This is a genomic window from Frondihabitans sp. PhB161 (genome assembly GCF_003814635.1).
In the GTDB taxonomy this organism is placed as follows: domain Bacteria; phylum Actinomycetota; class Actinomycetes; order Actinomycetales; family Microbacteriaceae; genus Frondihabitans.
Map to the genome: position 1 here is coordinate 1,372,044 of NZ_RKQW01000001.1, position 15,287 is coordinate 1,387,330.

14 protein-coding genes are annotated in these 15,287 nt (G+C 68.1%); 7 read left to right on the forward strand and 7 right to left on the reverse strand.

Annotated elements, in window-relative coordinates:
* Nucleotides 1-151: 151 nt before the first annotated feature.
* Entirely contained in the window at nucleotides 152-895 is a 744-nt protein-coding gene (locus tag EDF39_RS06655) for a GntR family transcriptional regulator (protein ID WP_123941537.1), read from the forward strand.
* A 73-nt stretch (nucleotides 896-968) separates the two neighbouring features.
* Nucleotides 969-1,604, forward strand: coding sequence for a hypothetical protein (locus EDF39_RS06660; RefSeq protein ID WP_123941539.1), 636 nt, complete (start codon nucleotides 969-971; stop codon nucleotides 1,602-1,604).
* A 276-nt stretch (nucleotides 1,605-1,880) separates the two neighbouring features.
* Here EDF39_RS06660 and EDF39_RS06665 read toward each other — a convergent pair whose 3' ends face one another.
* From EDF39_RS06665 to EDF39_RS06680, 4 genes are all read right to left on the reverse strand, one after another.
* Nucleotides 1,881-3,443, reverse strand: coding sequence for an amino acid permease (locus tag EDF39_RS06665; protein WP_123941540.1), 1,563 nt, complete (start codon nucleotides 3,441-3,443; stop codon nucleotides 1,881-1,883).
* A gap of 532 nt (nucleotides 3,444-3,975) precedes the next feature.
* Nucleotides 3,976-5,250, reverse strand: coding sequence for an MFS transporter (locus EDF39_RS06670; RefSeq protein WP_123941542.1), 1,275 nt, complete (start codon nucleotides 5,248-5,250; stop codon nucleotides 3,976-3,978).
* Nucleotides 5,247-5,903, reverse strand: coding sequence for a GntR family transcriptional regulator (locus EDF39_RS06675; RefSeq protein WP_123941544.1), 657 nt, complete (start codon nucleotides 5,901-5,903; stop codon nucleotides 5,247-5,249). The genes EDF39_RS06670 and EDF39_RS06675 overlap by 4 nt, the downstream gene beginning before the upstream one ends.
* Nucleotides 5,904-6,084: 181 nt before the next feature.
* Nucleotides 6,085-7,047 (reverse strand): sugar-binding transcriptional regulator, encoded by a 963-nt coding sequence (locus EDF39_RS06680; protein WP_123941546.1) that lies wholly within the window; start codon nucleotides 7,045-7,047, stop codon nucleotides 6,085-6,087.
* Nucleotides 7,048-7,223: 176 nt separating this feature from the next.
* Here EDF39_RS06680 and EDF39_RS06685 point away from each other — a divergent pair, with 176 nt between their 5' ends.
* Nucleotides 7,224-9,071 carry a glycerol-3-phosphate dehydrogenase/oxidase gene (locus EDF39_RS06685; RefSeq protein ID WP_123941548.1) on the forward strand — a complete coding sequence of 616 codons (1,848 nt, stop codon included), beginning with the start codon at nucleotides 7,224-7,226 and terminating at the stop codon, nucleotides 9,069-9,071.
* Nucleotides 9,072-9,691: 620 nt separating this feature from the next.
* Here the strand turns inward: EDF39_RS06685 and EDF39_RS06690 are convergent.
* Nucleotides 9,692-11,224 carry an MFS transporter gene (locus EDF39_RS06690; protein ID WP_123941550.1) on the reverse strand — a complete coding sequence of 511 codons (1,533 nt, stop codon included), beginning with the start codon at nucleotides 11,222-11,224 and terminating at the stop codon, nucleotides 9,692-9,694.
* 134 nt (nucleotides 11,225-11,358) lie between these two features.
* The gene (locus tag EDF39_RS06695; protein WP_123941552.1) at nucleotides 11,359-11,976 is read right to left on the reverse strand and encodes a hypothetical protein; all 618 of its coding nucleotides are present in this window, start codon (nucleotides 11,974-11,976) and stop codon (nucleotides 11,359-11,361) included.
* A 116-nt stretch (nucleotides 11,977-12,092) separates the two neighbouring features.
* On the opposite strand from EDF39_RS06695, the gene EDF39_RS06700 reads away from it, so the two are divergent.
* Nucleotides 12,093-12,611 carry a DinB family protein gene (locus EDF39_RS06700; protein WP_123941554.1) on the forward strand — a complete coding sequence of 173 codons (519 nt, stop codon included), beginning with the start codon at nucleotides 12,093-12,095 and terminating at the stop codon, nucleotides 12,609-12,611.
* Nucleotides 12,612-12,619: 8 nt separating this feature from the next.
* Here the strand turns inward: EDF39_RS06700 and EDF39_RS06705 are convergent, their stop codons facing one another.
* Nucleotides 12,620-13,099 carry an NUDIX domain-containing protein gene (locus EDF39_RS06705; protein ID WP_123941556.1) on the reverse strand — a complete coding sequence of 160 codons (480 nt, stop codon included), beginning with the start codon at nucleotides 13,097-13,099 and terminating at the stop codon, nucleotides 12,620-12,622.
* 140 nt (nucleotides 13,100-13,239) lie between these two features.
* On the opposite strand from EDF39_RS06705, the gene EDF39_RS06710 reads away from it, so the two are divergent.
* The 3 genes from EDF39_RS06710 to cysE all read left to right on the forward strand — a co-directional run bounded on the left by EDF39_RS06710 (nucleotide 13,240) and on the right by cysE (nucleotide 15,286).
* On the forward strand, nucleotides 13,240-13,713 hold the full coding sequence (locus EDF39_RS06710; RefSeq protein ID WP_123941558.1) for a hypothetical protein: 474 nt from the start codon (nucleotides 13,240-13,242) through the stop codon (nucleotides 13,711-13,713).
* A 105-nt stretch (nucleotides 13,714-13,818) separates the two neighbouring features.
* A complete protein-coding gene (gene cysK, locus EDF39_RS06715; RefSeq protein ID WP_123941560.1) occupies nucleotides 13,819-14,754 on the forward strand; it encodes a cysteine synthase A in 936 nt (311 codons plus the stop codon).
* A gap of 4 nt (nucleotides 14,755-14,758) precedes the next feature.
* Complete coding sequence (cysE, locus tag EDF39_RS06720; protein WP_123941562.1) at nucleotides 14,759-15,286, forward strand: serine O-acetyltransferase; 528 nt, start codon at nucleotides 14,759-14,761, stop codon at nucleotides 15,284-15,286.
* Nucleotide 15,287 lies beyond the last annotated feature (1 nt).

Genomic DNA, 15,287 nt, shown 5'->3' on the forward strand with positions numbered 1-15,287 from the left:
TTTGCGAGCGGCCGGGCGTCGCACGGGCCCGGGCGGCATCGCGCGGGCCACATCGGCGTCGCTACGATGAGCCCCAGTCGCCGCCGCAGTCGCCGCCCGCCCCGCCCCAGCCGCCCCGCCCGCCCGTCCGCCCGCGCCTCCAGGAGACCCCGTGCCGCGAGACCCCTCCGAGCTCACCAGCCGGATCCAGCGCCTCATCGCCCGATCCGAGCTGCGCGTGGGCGACCGGATCGGCTCGGAGCGGGCCATCGCCGAGCAGTTCGGCGTGCCCCGGTCGGCGCTCCGTGAGGCCCTCGAAGAGCTGGAGGCCGCGTCGCTGATCCGCCGCACCATGGGCCGCACCGGCGGCGTGTTCGTGGCCGACGGAAAGATCGAGCGCCAGCTCAACACGATCATGGGCGTGCCGGACATGCTGCGCCAGCAGGGATTCATCTCGACGACGCAGGTGCTTTCGGAGGGGATCGGCCTCGCCACGCCGTCCGAGCAGCGCAGTCTGGCGCTGGCCGACGGCGACAACGTCTTCCGCATGCGTCGGCGTCGTGACGCAGCCGGGACGCCGCTCTCGCTCGACACGATGGTGTTGCCGATGCGCCTGTTACCCGGATTTCAGGATCGTGACCACACCGAGTCGGTGTATCGGATCCTTGCCCGTGACTATCGCATCGAGATGGCGCAGGCCGACGAGACGATCGACGTGACACCGGCGACGGCCGAGCAGGCGGCGATTCTGGGGGTGGCCGAGGGGGCGCCGCTGTTCGAGATCTGGCGCATCACCTTCGACGCGGCCGATACGCCCGTCGAGTTCTCGCACGACTTCTTCCGCACCGATCGCACGCGCATCTCGCTGCGCCGCTACGGCGCTAGATGGAAGCGCGCCGTGCCGCCGACCCGCTGAGTTCGTTCTGCAGGATGACCCCGTAACCGCGCCGGCAGGAGTAGCCTCAACCCACAATCACCCGGGGGGAATCATGCTCAACAAGGCATCCAAGACGACCATCGCTCTCATGATAACCGGAGCGGCCGTGGCGGCGCTCGCCGGGTGCTCGGGGGCGACGACCACTGCAGCCGTGACGACGGGGGCGAATGCCGGTGCGTCGGATCCTTCGGGCGGGACGACGGCGTCGAGCCTCGCCACCCCGACAACGCGTGCAACGACCTCGGCCGCCGTCGCTGTCGGCGCGATCCCGACGAAGTGCAAGTCGCTCATGAGCGCGACCACCTACAAAAAAGACGGCTTCGCGAAGACCCCGCTCACGCAGCCGTCCGCGCCCAAGACGCAGCTGAGCGCGGCTGTCAAGTCGGGCGGGGCGTCGATCTTCTGCCTGTGGCGCGACCCCCGGGCCGATATCAGCGGCATCAGCATCCAGGTCGTCACCGTCGACTCGTCGAAGGCCCTCGCCCAGTTGAAGAAGCTCCCGGCTAAAGGATTCACCTGCAAGAAAGCCTCCGACGCCTACACCTGCCAGAAGATCGGCCGAGACTCCCAGTACCCGGTCGAGACGGGCGACACGTACTACACGCGGGGTGATATCGGCATCCGGATCCAGCAGGCGAACGTCCCGACGTCGGGTCTCCTCAAAGAGGTCGTCGCGCGGGTCTTCTAGCGGTCGGCGTGTGCCGGACGCGATTCAGGAATTCTGGCTTGAGCGGGGCGGAAACACGAGGATCCGCGCCCACCCCGCGCTCGGCTACCTGATTTGCGCGCAGGGGTGTGGGTGAGCGGGGTGCCGCGGATCCTTGATTCGCGAATCAGGAAGTCTGGCGCGAGCGGGCGCAAACACGAGGATCCGCGCCCACCCCGCGCTCACCTGCCTGATTTGCGCGCACCCCGGCACAGCCGCACCGCGGCACCCCCGCACCGCCGCACCGCCCGGCCCGCCTCACACCAGGTCAGACTCCTTCGTGCGGGCCGGCGCATCCGCCAGCGCGTCGCCCGGCACCGGGATCGCGTCGAGCGCGTCGTAGTCCTCGACCTGGGGGTCGCGGTGCAGCCCTCCCGAGATCGCGTACTCCTCTTCGGGAGCGAGCACCAGGTTCTTGCGTCCCACGGTCGCGAAGAGCACGATGCCGACGACGTAGACGATCAGCATGATGACGATCGCCGACCAGAGTGCGCGGTTCAGGATCTCACCGATGAAGATCGCGAAGCCGATTATTCCTGCGATGTACGCACCACCGAGACCCCACGGCGACTTGTACGGGCGCTTCGCGTTCGGGTACTTGCGGCGCAGGATCACGAACGACACCATCTGCAGCATGTACGAGAGCACGGCTCCCCAGACTGCGATGTTGAGCACGAGCCCGCCACCGCCCGCCGGCACCGCAGCCTCGGCGGCGAAGAGGGCGGCCAAGCCGAGAACGGCGGCGACGGCGATGGCCAGCACGGGCGTCTGACGCTTGCCGGTGACGGAGAGTCCGCGCGGGTAGTAGCCGGCCCTCGACAGCGAGTACATGTTGCGGCCGGCGGCGAACATGATGCCCTGCAGGCTGGCCAGGAGACCGACCAGCGCGAACGCCGAGAGGACGGTGGCGACCTTGTCGTTGGGGATGATCGCGCGGAACCCGTCGAGCAGCGGTTCGGCGGATGTTCCGGCAGCCGCTCCGCCGAGGACGGCCGGGTTGAGGAACAGCACGATCGCACCGCAGGCGATCAGCGTGACGAGGCCCCAGACGCTGGCGCGAGGAATGTCGCGGGTCGGGTTGTGCGCCTCCTCCGCCGACAGCGGCAGCTCCTCGATGCCGAGGAACAGCCACACGCCGAACGGCAGGGCGAAGAAGATCGGCAGGATTCCGTGGGGGAGGAACGCACTCTGACCAGGATCCGGCGCGACGTCGAACAGGCTCCCGAAGTCGAGCTTGCCCGAGAATGTCGCCATCAGCGCGAACGTCAGCAGCACGGCCAGCGAGATCAGGGCGACGACCAGCGCGAACTTGAACGACACCGACGAACCGAGCGAGTTGAGCCCGATGAAGGCGGCATAGAGAATGATCCACCAGACCCAGGTCGGCAGGCTCGCGCCCGTGAGATCGGACAGGATCGCGTCGGCGTAGCCCGCGGAGAAGTACACGACGGCCGCGGTGGTCAAGACGTACTCGATCGTCTCGGCGAGGCCGGTGATGAACCCGCCCCAGGGGCCCATACTCGCGCGGGCGAACGAGTACGCGCCGCCGGTGTGCGGCATCGCGGCGCTCATCTCACTGATCGAGAAGACCATGCCGAAGAACATGATCACGACGATGCCGACCGCGATCAGGAGTCCGCCCCAGCCGGCCGTCGTGATGCCGGCGTTCCAGCCCGAGAAGTCGCCCGAGATCACGGCGGCGATCCCGATTCCCCAGATGCCCCAGAAGCCGGCGGTCCGGCGGAGTTGGCGTTTCTCGAAGTAGTTCGGGTCGGCTGACGTGTACGTCACGCCGCTGGTGGTGCTGGATCCGGTCGACATTCGGGTCTCCTCTGAGCAGCCTGGTGATGGGATCCCCCAGTGGAGCGTGCCGGCGGCGGCCTCGTGTGAAGGCGGCATGAATGGGTTGTAACAAGCGTGTTAACCGACTCGGCAGACGCTTACGGAGTTCCGGCAACTCAGGATCCGGGCCCGGCCACGCTGATGCCCACCGGGCCTGGCCGGATCCTTCGCCGCGTGCCAAGATCAGCGCATGCAGCAGCGCACAGCCGCGATCATGCGGTTGCAGGTGCCCTGAGCGGCGTGCGGTGCGTGGCGGTGCACTTTTCAGGCATCTAGTCCCGCGGCGAGCGTGGGAGGTGGGCTCGCGCGGGCTTGCGCGCCTGAATTCCTGTTGTGCGCACGCGAACGCTCGCGCACGCGTCCGCGTTGTGGGGCGGTGCGTGGCGGTGCACTTTTCAGGCATCCAGTCCCGCGGCCAGCGTAGGAGGTGGGCTCGCGCGGGCTTGCGCGCCTGCATTCCTGTTCTGCGCACACGACCGCGACCGCGCACCCGCCCATGCGCACGCACCGACTACGACGCAGGCAGGTGCTTCCTGAACGACACCAGCACGAGCGCCAGCGACACGAGCGCGAGCCCGATGACGATGAGCAGGATGAGCGTGACCGGCACGATCGCGGAGAGCGCCGCGATCGCGAGCGGTGCCAGAAATCCGACGTAGGCCACCGCATAGAAGACACCCGTGAGTCCGGCGAGGCCAGCGGATCCTGCGATCCTCTGTACTTCCTGAAGACCGGACACGAGCCCGATGCCCATGCCGAGGCCGATCACGACGTTGGCCGCGAGGCCGATCCAGACCGACTGCAGGGTGATCGCCACGATGACGACGCCGAGCCCTGCGGCGATGAGTCCGACCATCACGGCGAGGCCGCGCGCGCTCGTGCCCGAGTGGATGCGCCGGGCCACGGGTTGCAACGCTGACGAGACGCCGAGGGCGGTGACGGTCGCCGCGGTGGCGAACACTAGACCCCAGGATCCGGTCGCCGCTCGCAGCTGAGTCGGCAGGTAGCCGTAGCCGATCGCCGCCCCCGCGAAGATCCAGGGGCACGAGACGACTACGACCCGCACGAAGCGGCGGTGCGATGCGCTTGGGATCCGCAGCTGCCGCCACCACGGCCCGGCCACCCCGCCGCTCCGGTGTGACTCGGGAGCCCGCAAAACGACCACGACAAACGGGATCGTAACCAGAAGGTGGATGACGAAGGGCAGCACCTCGGGTATTGGCCCCCACTGCGCGATAAGTCCCGCCACGAGTGCGCCCGAGCCGGAGCCGAGGGTGAAGGCCAGCGATGCGCGCCGTGCGCCGGCAGCGCGATCGGCTCCCGGATCGAACGGGGCCTGCGACAGCTCCTTGATCCACGAATTTCCGACCGCCATCGCTACGCCAACGGTCGCTCCTGAGAACAGTCGCCCGACGAGCAGGAACTCCGGGCCGAACGGGCCAAGAGCCAGCAGGCTGCTGCCGACGAGCGCCGCTCCGAGGCCCGCCAGCAACACGGGTTTACGGCCGTGACGATCCGACAGCGAGCCGGCGACCAGCAGCGCGGGTGCCAACCCGAGCACGTACACGCCGAGGAAGGCGTTCACCAGCACCGAGCTGTAGTGCTGCCGGTCTTCGTACATCAGCAGCAGAGGGCTGAACTGGTTGCCGCCCCACGAGCAGACGAACACGGCACCCCAGATCAGGATCCACGGCCCCCGAGCCGCACGCCCGCCCCGCCGCGATCCCGGTGTAGGCCCGGGCCCCGCGCTCGGCACCGCCTGGGTCGCCCCGGTGTCGACGTTCACAGGATGCCCCGCAAGATGTCGACGTGGCGGGCCAGCACTCGGCGATACGCGTCGGCATCACCGGCGTCGATCGCGGCGGCCAGCTCGCGATGGTCGTCGAGCGTCACGGCGAGGTGCTCTGGGCGGACTCGGATCAGCTGGTGTCGGAGTCGCTGAGCGCGGTCGTGCAGGATCCTTGCGAAGTGGCTGGCTATCGGGTTGCGGCTGGCCGCGATCACAGCGGTGTGGAACGCGTCGTCGGCGTCGATAAAGCCGTCGATGTCGCCCCGGATGACGCAGTCTTCCTGAATCGCGAGCTGATCGGCGAGCTCCCGTGCGAGATCGCCCCGGTCGACGCTGATGGCGCGCGCCGCCGCCGCCGCTTCGACGGCCTCGCGCATCTCGACCACGTCGTCGGCCTCGCTCGGCGACATGGGCCGAACGACGGCACCCTTGCGCGACTCGAGCGTCAGCAGTTCGTCGGCGGAGAGTCGCAGGAATGCCTCGTGCACCGGCGTGCGGCTCAGACCGAGCTCCTGGCAGACGGTGGTCTCGCTCAGCGATGCCCCGCCCGTGAGATCGCCGCGCAGGATCCGCGCCTTCGTCACGAGGTAGGCGCGCTCTGCGGCGCTCGCCTCGGTTGATGCTGCAGGGCTGCTCGCGGGGTCGCTCATGCTGCTCACTCTGGGTTGCATGCATCGTTGCATGCAAGACGTAACGGGACGTCGCCGGTCGCGAATCAGGAATGCAGGCGCGGCGGGGAGGTGCAACCCAGGTGGGGCGACGCCGAGGGGACAGGATTCCTGAAGGACGAGCGGCAGAGCCGCGGCAGACCAGGATCCTGCCCTCCGCCGCTCACTCCAGAAGTGCCCGGGCGGTGCTCTCGTCGACGATCAGATCGGTCACGAGGCCGGCCGCGAGAGCGCCCCGGATGCCCGGTACCTTCGAGGTGCCGGCGACCACGCAGACGCGACGCGGCGCCCGCCGGATGGTCGCGAAGTCGGGCCCGGAGGCGCGCTTGTTGAGGGTGATGTCGCTCGACGAGCCGTCCTCGCGGAAGAACACCGTCGCGACGTCGCCGACCACCCCGTCACGGCGGAGGCTCGCGTGGTCGCTCTCTTCGAGGTAGCCGCCCGAGTAGACGTGGCTCGGTACGAGCGCATCTGGGGCGCCGATGCCGAAGACGACCACGTCCATGGAGTCCTGAAAGGCGAGCACGCGCTTGGTGCTCCGCTCGCGCCAGAGCGCCTGCTTCGTGTCGGGGTCGTCGAAGAACGCCGGCACCGGAAACTGCTGGACCTGAGCGCCGAACGCATCGCCGAATCTGCGAAGGATCTCGCTCGCGTAGACGATGCCGGTCGTACGGGTGTTCGCGGCGCCGTTGAGTTGGACGATCATCGAACCGTGGGTGGCCTTCGGCACGAGATAGCGGCTGATCGCGCTGACTGTCGAGCCCCAGGCGAGGCCGATCACCATGTTCGAGTCGACGAACGGGGTGAGAATTCGTGCAGCCGAGAGGGCGACCCGGTCGAGGCGATCGACGTCGGTCGTCTGGTCGGGAATGGGTACGACGTGCGCCACCACGTTGAACCGCCAGTGGAGCTGATCGCTGACGAGAGTCGCCTGGTCGAGGGGCGACTTGATCTGGATGTCGACGAGTCCGGTTTCGCGGGCATAACTCAGGAGTCGGGAGACGGACGAACGGGAAGTGCCCAGCTCGCGGGCGATCGCCTCCATCGTGAGATCTTGCAGGTAGTAGAGGTGGGAGGCGCGCAGGGCGTCCTGCGTCTTATCCGCCTGGTGCGGTGCGTTCGACATGGGTCGGCCCTCTCTATGCACGTATGTGCACAGGGGTTGACCGCCTGCTCACACGAGTCAAGTATGGACGAGTCGGCGATCGATGCACCATTCCGATCGATCGCGATCCGACACCACGACGAGTAGCACCGACGCCACGGCGCCGAAGCTCTCATAGCAGCGAAAGTGACAAGCCAGTGACGAAGTCGAAGAAGACAGACGACATCCGCGCCAACGTGTCCCGGATCAAGGAGCGCCCCACGGCGCAGGTCCTGATCATCGGTGGAGGCATCAACGGAATCGCGACGTTCCGCGACCTGGCGCTGCAGGGCGTCGACGTCGTGCTCGTCGAGCGCAACGACTACGGCTCCGGAGCTTCGGCTGCGTCGAGCCACATGATCCACGGTGGTATCCGCTACCTCGAGAACGGCGAGTTCCGTCTCGTGCGCGAGTCGGTCGAGGAGCGCAACGGCCTCCTGAAGATCGCCCCCCATTACGTCAAGCCGCTTCAGACCACGATGCCGATCTTCTCGACGTTCTCCGGCCTGATGAACGCCCCGCTGCGCATGCTCACGCACAAGCAGCGCTCCACCAAGGAGCGCGGCGCCGTGCTGATCAAGGTCGGCATGACCCTGTACGACTCCTTCTCGCGCGACGGTGGCACTGTTCCCCGTCACAAGTTCCTGACGAAGTCGGCCGCGCTCCGCGACATGCCTGCTCTGAACAAGAACCTCAAGTACACCGGCACCTACTACGATGCGTCGGTCCACGAGCCCGAGCGCCTCGCCCTCGACGTCCTGAAAGACGGAATCGCCGCTGGCAACCGCGGTGCCGCCGGCTCCAAGGCCCGCAGCGCGAACTACCTCGAGGCGGTCGGTGCTCAGGATGGCGGCGTGCTCGTTCGCGACGTCGTCACAGGCGACGAGTTCACGATCACTGCACCCGTGGTCATCAACGCGTCCGGCCCCTGGACCGACCTCACCAACAAGGTCTTCGGCGCCGAGTCGCAGTTCATGGGCGGCACCAAGGGCTCACACATCGTCGTCGACCACCCCGCTCTGCTCAAGGCCACGAACGGTCGCGAGCTGTTCTTCGAGAACAACGACGGCCGCATCGTCCTGATTTACCCGCTCAAGGGCCGCGTCCTGATCGGTACCACCGACCTCGAAGCCGACATGAACGAGCCGGCGATCTGCACCGAGGAGGAGGTCGACTACTTCTTCGACCTCGTCAAGCACGTGTTCCCGACCATCTCGATCACGCGCGACGACATCGTCTACCGCTACTCGGGCGTGCGTCCGCTTCCGAAGCACGACGACCTCGCCGCCGGATTCGTCTCCCGCGACTACCGCATCGTCGAGACCGAGGTCGCGTCGCTTCCCAAGACGAAGGTGCTCTCGCTCGTCGGTGGTAAGTGGACCACCTTCCGTGCCCTCTCCGCGCACCTCTCGACCGAGGCCACCACGCGCCTCGGCGTCGGACGCACGGTCGACACGACCGGCATGGCGATCGGCGGTGGCAAGGGCTTCCCGACGCTGCCCGGCGACCGCGCCCGCTGGATCACCGACCACCAGGGCGGCCTCGACCGCGACCAGGTCGACCGCCTCCTGACGCGCTACGGCACCCGTGCCGAAGACGTCATCGAGACGCTCCTCGACCAGCCGTCCGAGCCGCTCGCCTCCGACAACCAGTTCACGGCTGCCGAGATCGCCTACTTCGCCGAGAACGAAGACGCCGTGCACCTCATCGACGTCGTCCTTCGCCGCACCAACCTCGCCTTCGTCGGCGGTGTCACCATCGAGCTCCTCTCCGAGCTCGCCGGGATCCTCGAGACGTCGCTCGGCTGGTCCGACGATGCTCGCGACGCCGAGATCGAAGACACGCTCGAGATCCTGCGCACCTTCCACGGTGTCGAGGTCGCGTCGCAGCACGTGCCCGCTGGTGCTGGTGCGAACGCAGGTGCTGGTGCTCCGGCCCCCGCTGCCGCACCTGAGTCCGCTGAGAGCCCGGTCACGTCGGCCGCGTCCGGGTCGCCCCAGGCATAGCCCGTAACGCACCACTGCCCCGCTGCTCGAGCTTCCTGCTCGGGCGGCGGGGCTCTTGCGTGGGCGGTTTTCAGGCACGTGGGTGCGCCGCATGCGTGGAGGTGGCGCGGCGCCGTCGCGTGGGGACTGCATGCCTGAGTTGCGCGCGTTGGGCTGGGGGAGCGGGGCGTGCAGGATCCTGCGCGGGATACGTGGGCGACCCCGGCCCCGGCCACATGCACGTTTCAGGTATTCAGGCCTGGCCGTGCGTGGGTGCCGCCTGCTTCCGTGTCGCTGCGCCTCGTTTCCTGTTCTGCGCACCGCACGCCCACGCAGAAGAAGCACGCACGTTTCAGGTATCCAGGCCCGCCCGCGCGTCACCCGCGCCACCATGGTCTTGGCCACGTGCACATTTCAGGCATTCAGGCCCGGCCGTGCGTGGGCACCGCCTGCTTCCGTGTCGCTGCGCCTCGTTTCCTGTTGTGTGCGCTCCACGCGCACACCGCCCGCCCGCCCGCTCGCACCCGCCCGCCCGCTCGCACACCGCCCGCCCGCGCACGCACAACCGCACGCCCCCACCCGCGCGCACAAAAAGGGCCCCCCGCCACCGGCGGAGAGCCCCTTGGGTGCTGGCGCGAACGCTAGTGCGCCGCCACCGGAACGTCGTCGTGCGACGGAGTGCCCGCGGCCGCAATCTGGGCCTGGCGCACGGAGTGCTTCTGCAGCACAGTGCCGCCGATGATCGCGATAATCACGAACACGCCGGTCGAGACCCAGAACGACAGGTGGTAGCCGGAGAGCACGGCGTTGGCCTGGTCGATCTTCGAGGTGCCGTTCGCGTTGAGGTACCGGGTGACCGCCCCAGCGCTGAGCGTGGAGAGCAGCGCCGTGCCGATCGAGCCGCCAATCTGCTGCATCGTGTTGACCGTCGCCGAGGCCACGCCGGCGTCTTCGCGGCCCACGCCGGAGGTCGCTGTGTTCATGGCCGACGAGAAGATGAGGCCCATGCCGAGACCCATGACGATCAGACCGGGCAGCACCGTGCTGGCGTAGCTCGTGTCGAGACCGATGCGGCTGAGGAGAGCCAGGCCCGCAGCGCCCAGCAGACCGCCGACGAAGATGAGCAGACGCGGCCCGACTCGCGGCAGCAGGCGGCTGCCGAAGACGGTGGCGCTGAGCATGATCGAGAGCGGCATCGGCAGGAAGGCGACACCGGTCTTCAGCGACGAGAAGCCGAGGGTCAGCTCGAGGTAGTAGGTCAGGAACAGGAACACGGCGAACATGCCGATTCCGGCCAGGCCGATGACGAGGTACGAGCCGCCGCGGTCGCGGTTCAGGATGACGCGGAGGGGCAGCAGCGGGTGCCTGACACGCGACTGGATCAGAACGAACGCGGCCAGGAGGACGACGCCGCCGGCGAGGCAGATGATCGTGATCGGGTCGCTCCACGAGTTCGTCTCGGCGTTCGAGAAGCCGTAGACGATTCCGACGAGGCCGAGGGTCACGGTGATGACGCCGGGCACGTCGACGTAGTGCTTCTGGTCAGTCGTGCCGCGCTTCTTCAGGAACGCGACGGCGCCCACGAGTGCGACCGCGGCGAAGATGACGTTGACGAAGAGGCAGAACCGCCACGAGGTGTACTCGGTGAGCACACCGCCGAGGAGCAGACCGACTGCCGCCCCAGAACCGGCGATGGCGCCGAAGATGGCGAACGCCTTGGCCCGCTCCTTCGGGTTGGAGAACGTCGTGGTCATGATGCCGAGGGCCGACGGCGCCAGCAGTGCACCGAAAATGCCCTGCAGCGCCCGGGCTGCGACGAGCCAGCCGAACGATTCGGCTGCGCCGCCGAGCACGGAGGCCACGGCGAAGCCGATGAGGCCGATGATGAAGGTCGTCTTACGGCCGAAGATGTCGGAGAGGCGGCCACCGAGGAGCAGGAGACTGCCGAAGGCCAGCGAGTACGCGGTCACGACCCATTGGCGGTTGTCGTTGGTGAACCCGAGGGCGCTCTGCGCGGAGGGCAGGGCGATGTTTACGATGGTGGCGTCGAGCACCACCATGAGCTGGGCGAGCCCGACGACGGTCAGGATCAGCCACTTATGGTCGCGGACGGCGCCACCCGGAGTACGCGTCGTGGCGACGGACCCCGTAGGCGTAGATGTGGTGGTGGTCATGGCTGTCCTGACGATCGAGACGGGAGGAGGTGGGCGTTCGTCATTGGACGCGGTGTGCTGAGGTCAGCCTAAAAAGAGCCACCGACACTGGGGATGCAATCGTGCACCCACTGCAATTATTCCCGCCCGAACGACTATTCGCCAGGAGTCTCGGATGAATTCTTGCGGGCAGGCCTCGAGCGACGCGACGAGGCGAGTTCTGCCAGGTCGACGTCGAGCAGCTCTTTCAGCCGAGCCTCGCGCTGAGCGCCATAGGCGGTATCGGGCACGACGACCGCGTTCACGTGACTCATGATGGCGCCGCCGACGTCGTTCCAGGCGCGGTCGCGAGCCGACATCACGATCTCGGCGATGAGGGCGTCGTCGCGAGAGCGCTCCTCGAGGCGGGCTGCGATGGTCGTGTAGATCGTCTCGCGTGCGGCGAGGGCCGAGTTGTCGTCGGCGCGGTAGTCGAACTGGTGCCGCGAGCGACCCTTCGACTTCAGGGCCTTCGTGCGCGCATCGACCATTCGGGTCGCAAGGTCGCGCTGCTCGGCGGCGAGACGGCGGAGCTCGTCACCCACGGCCTCCGCGGTGTCGTCGCGGTCGAACGACTTCTGCTCGCGAAGCGCCCGAATGATGATCCGGTTGGCGACGCCGATCGTCGCCGCCGACTTCGCGATCAGCAGGCCGTCGCTGACGGCCCCCTCGACCTCTTTGGGGTCGACGGTTTCCGCCGCGAGTGCGGCACGCTTCGACTTGGAAATCACCACCCTTCGAACCTAGTGCCCACCGCCGACGATCGCCGGGTGAAGGGGTGGCACTTGTGGAACGGTGACTGGCAGTCCTCCGTCTTCGCGTGGGATCCTCGGCTCTCTAGCCTGGGGGCATGCCGATCGTTCCCGACACCAAGAACTGGACCTGGGTGCTCGACGAGCCCTGCACCGACTGCGGATTCGATGCCGCGACGGTCGCCTTCGCCGACGTTCCGGGCCTCGTGCGCCGCAATGCTGCAGCGTGGGCCTTGCCGCTCGCCTCACCCGACGTGGCACTCCGACCGGACGACAGCACCTGGTCGCCCCTCGAATACGCGGCTCACGTGCGCGACGTGTTCCGTATCTTCGACGCACGCCTCGCTCTCATGCTGACCCAAGACGGCCCGACCTTCGCGAACTGGGACCAAGACGCGACGGCCGTCGCCGACGACTACGGAGCGCAGGATCCGACGGTGGTCGCGAGCGAACTGGCCGAGGCCGCAGAGGCGGTCGCCCGGTCGTTCGACACGGTGCCCGCCGGATCGCTCGGCCGCACCGGCTTCCGCTCCGACGGCAGTGCATTCACCGTCGAGAGCCTGGCCACCTACTTCGTGCACGACCCGATCCACCACCTGCACGACGTTGTCGGCTGACGGGGCGTTCAGGAGTCGAAGCGGGCCTCACGCTCACCGCTGAGGGCGGCGTCGACGCGCTCCGCCATGTCGGGCGACATCTCAGGAAGGGCGTCGGCCGGGAACCATCGAGCCTCGGTGTTCTCGCCATCGGCAGGAAACGGCTCACCTGACACGTACTCGAAGAGGAACGTGTGGTCGATGTACTGGGCACGGTCGCCGTTGGCATAGACGATTTCGTCGGTCACGCCGAGCCGAGAGAAGCGCACGGGCACCGCCACGACATCGGCCTCTTCTTTGACTTCGCGTGCGGCGGCGACCGCCGGCTGCTCGCCCGGGTCGATGATGCCGGTCACCGGGGTCCAGGCGCCCGTGTCGGCCCGCCGCACCATGAGCACATCGCGAGGCTCTCCTGAATCGCGGACGACGACCGCGGTGACACCCGAGATCCAGAGGGGGACGGTGCCGATCTTCTCGCGGAGGGCAAGGACGAAGTCGGGGATGGCCATTCGTCGAGGCTAGCAATCGCTCCGGGGGAGCCGACCCCGCGAACTGGGGGCCTGAAGCCCCGGAAGGGGGACTGCCCCTGGCCGGCCGAGGCGGGGAACATCGATATGGGCCCGACGGGCGGGCCAGGGGAGTACCACAAGTGACCATCGTCAATCCTGCAGGAGCCGACGCGCTCCGCGAGATCGAGCTGCCGTACACCCGCATCAAAGCGGGCGACGGCCGCGGGACGCCTATGCGCCGATACTCCGTGCTCGACTCCACGCTTCTGATCGCCGCCGCGCAGTCCATCGTGATCGCGGCGCTCCTGCCTCTCGAGGGAACGGCCAAGATCGCTGCGATTCTCGCGGGTGTCGCCTTCACGGTCATCGCCGCGGTCATCAGTCGCCGTCGCAGCATCCACAGCCGAACCGTCCGCGCGGAGCGAGCGGCGATCATCCGCTGGCTTGCCATCTACAGCCCTCTCGATCATCGGAGCAGACTGGCCCTCGCCTGGTCGGAGCCGCAGGAGATCGGCGATCGGCAGTACGAATTCCGTTCTCTCAACGAGGGTGGCCGTACGCTCTCGCTGATCATTGACCTCGACATTCAGGTCGCATCGCTCGCCACTCTCTGATCGGATCCGTCGCCCCTGGCGCCTGTGGAAAATCGTCCCGAGGAAAGTGAGTGCGCGCCTAGAATCGAGGCGTCCCCAGTACCGACGACGGAACGAGACCCGAGCATGACCGGCATCTACGACGACATCACCCAGGCGTTCGGCAACACCCCTCTCGTGCGCATCAACAAGCTGGGCGAAGCGGGCGGCCCCGAGATCCTGGGCAAGCTCGAGTTCTACAACCCCGGCGGCAGCGTCAAGGATCGCCTCGGCGTCGCGATCGTCGACGCGGCCGAAGCCTCCGGCGACCTGAAGCCCGGCGGCACGATCGTCGAGGGGTCGAGCGGCAACACCGGCATCGCGCTCGCTCTCGTCGGGGCCGCGCGCGGTTACCGCGTCGTCGTGACGATGCCCGAGACGATGAGCGTTGAGCGACGAGTGCTCATGCGCGCCTACGGTGCCGAGATCGTGCTGACGCCCGGCGGCGAGGGCATGCGCGGTGCTCACGACCGTGCCGAGCAGATCGTGGCCGAGACTCCGGGCGCCATTCTCGCCCACCAGTTCGAGACCGTTGCCAACGCCGAGATTCACCGCACCACGACCGCACAGGAGATCCTGCGCGACACCGACGGCCGGGTCGACGTCTTCATCGCCGGCGTCGGCACGGGCGGCACCATCACGGGTGTCGGTCAGGTGCTGAAAGACAAGGTGCCGGGCGTCCGCATCGTCGCGGTCGAGCCGGCCGATTCGCCGCTCCTCTCGCAGGGTAAGGCCGGGCCGCACAAGATCGCGGGCATCGGTGCCAACTTCGTTCCCGAGGTGCTCGACACATCCGTCTACGACGAGGTCTTCCCCGTCGAGCTCGACGACGCGCTTCGTGTCGCCCGCGACCTGGCCACCCAGGAGGGCATCCTGAGCGGCATCTCGTCGGGCGCGATCATGCACGCGGCCCTCGAGATCGCCAAGCGCCCCGACATGGCAGGCAAGCGGATCGTCGCCATCGTCTGCGACACCGGCGAGCGGTACCTCTCGACAGTGTTGTTCAGCGACCTCTCGGACTAGCGCGGTGCGTCTGGTCGCGCGGCTGCGCGACGATGTCGCGGCGGTTCGGCGGGGTGATCCCGCCGCCCGCGGCTCGTTCGAGATCGTGCTGCTCTATTCCGGCCTTCATGCGATCTGGGCCTATCGAGTTACGAGCAGGTTGTGGCGCGTCCGACCCTTCGTCGGCGCGCGGTTCGTCGCGCGCCTGCTGTCGCAGCTGACTCGCTCGCTGACCGGCATCGAGATCCACCCCGGCGCCCGGATCGGCGACCGGCTCTTCATCGACCACGGCATGGGCGTCGTGATCGGCGAGACGGCCGTCGTCGGCCACGACGTGCTGCTCTATCACGGCGTGACCCTCGGGGGCCGGGGCACCGGCACCGCCTCGCGACGGCACCCGACGCTGGGTGACCGGGTGATCGTGGGCGCGGGGGCGGCCGTGCTGGGGGCGATCAGCGTCGGCGCCGACGCCCGCGTGGGCGCGGGTGCCGTGGTCACACACGATGTGGCGGCTGGCACCACCGTCGTGGGAGTGCCCGCGCGTCCGCTCTAAC

What these genes read in the sequence shown, in the direction of transcription:
- EDF39_RS06700 (WP_123941554.1), top strand. Translation starts at nt 12,093, where the DNA reads ATGCCGATCGTTCCCGACACCAAGAACTGGACCTGGGTGCTCGACGAG.
- EDF39_RS06660 (WP_123941539.1), top strand. Translation starts at nt 969, where the DNA reads ATGCTCAACAAGGCATCCAAGACGACCATCGCTCTCATGATAACCGGA.
- EDF39_RS06680 (WP_123941546.1), bottom strand. Translation starts at nt 7,047, where the DNA reads ATGTCGAACGCACCGCACCAGGCGGATAAGACGCAGGACGCCCTGCGC.
- EDF39_RS06690 (WP_123941550.1), bottom strand. Translation starts at nt 11,224, where the DNA reads ATGACCACCACCACATCTACGCCTACGGGGTCCGTCGCCACGACGCGT.
- EDF39_RS06675 (WP_123941544.1), bottom strand. Translation starts at nt 5,903, where the DNA reads ATGAGCGACCCCGCGAGCAGCCCTGCAGCATCAACCGAGGCGAGCGCC.
- cysK (WP_123941560.1), top strand. Translation starts at nt 13,819, where the DNA reads ATGACCGGCATCTACGACGACATCACCCAGGCGTTCGGCAACACCCCT.
- EDF39_RS06665 (WP_123941540.1), bottom strand. Translation starts at nt 3,443, where the DNA reads ATGTCGACCGGATCCAGCACCACCAGCGGCGTGACGTACACGTCAGCC.
- EDF39_RS06705 (WP_123941556.1), bottom strand. Translation starts at nt 13,099, where the DNA reads ATGGCCATCCCCGACTTCGTCCTTGCCCTCCGCGAGAAGATCGGCACC.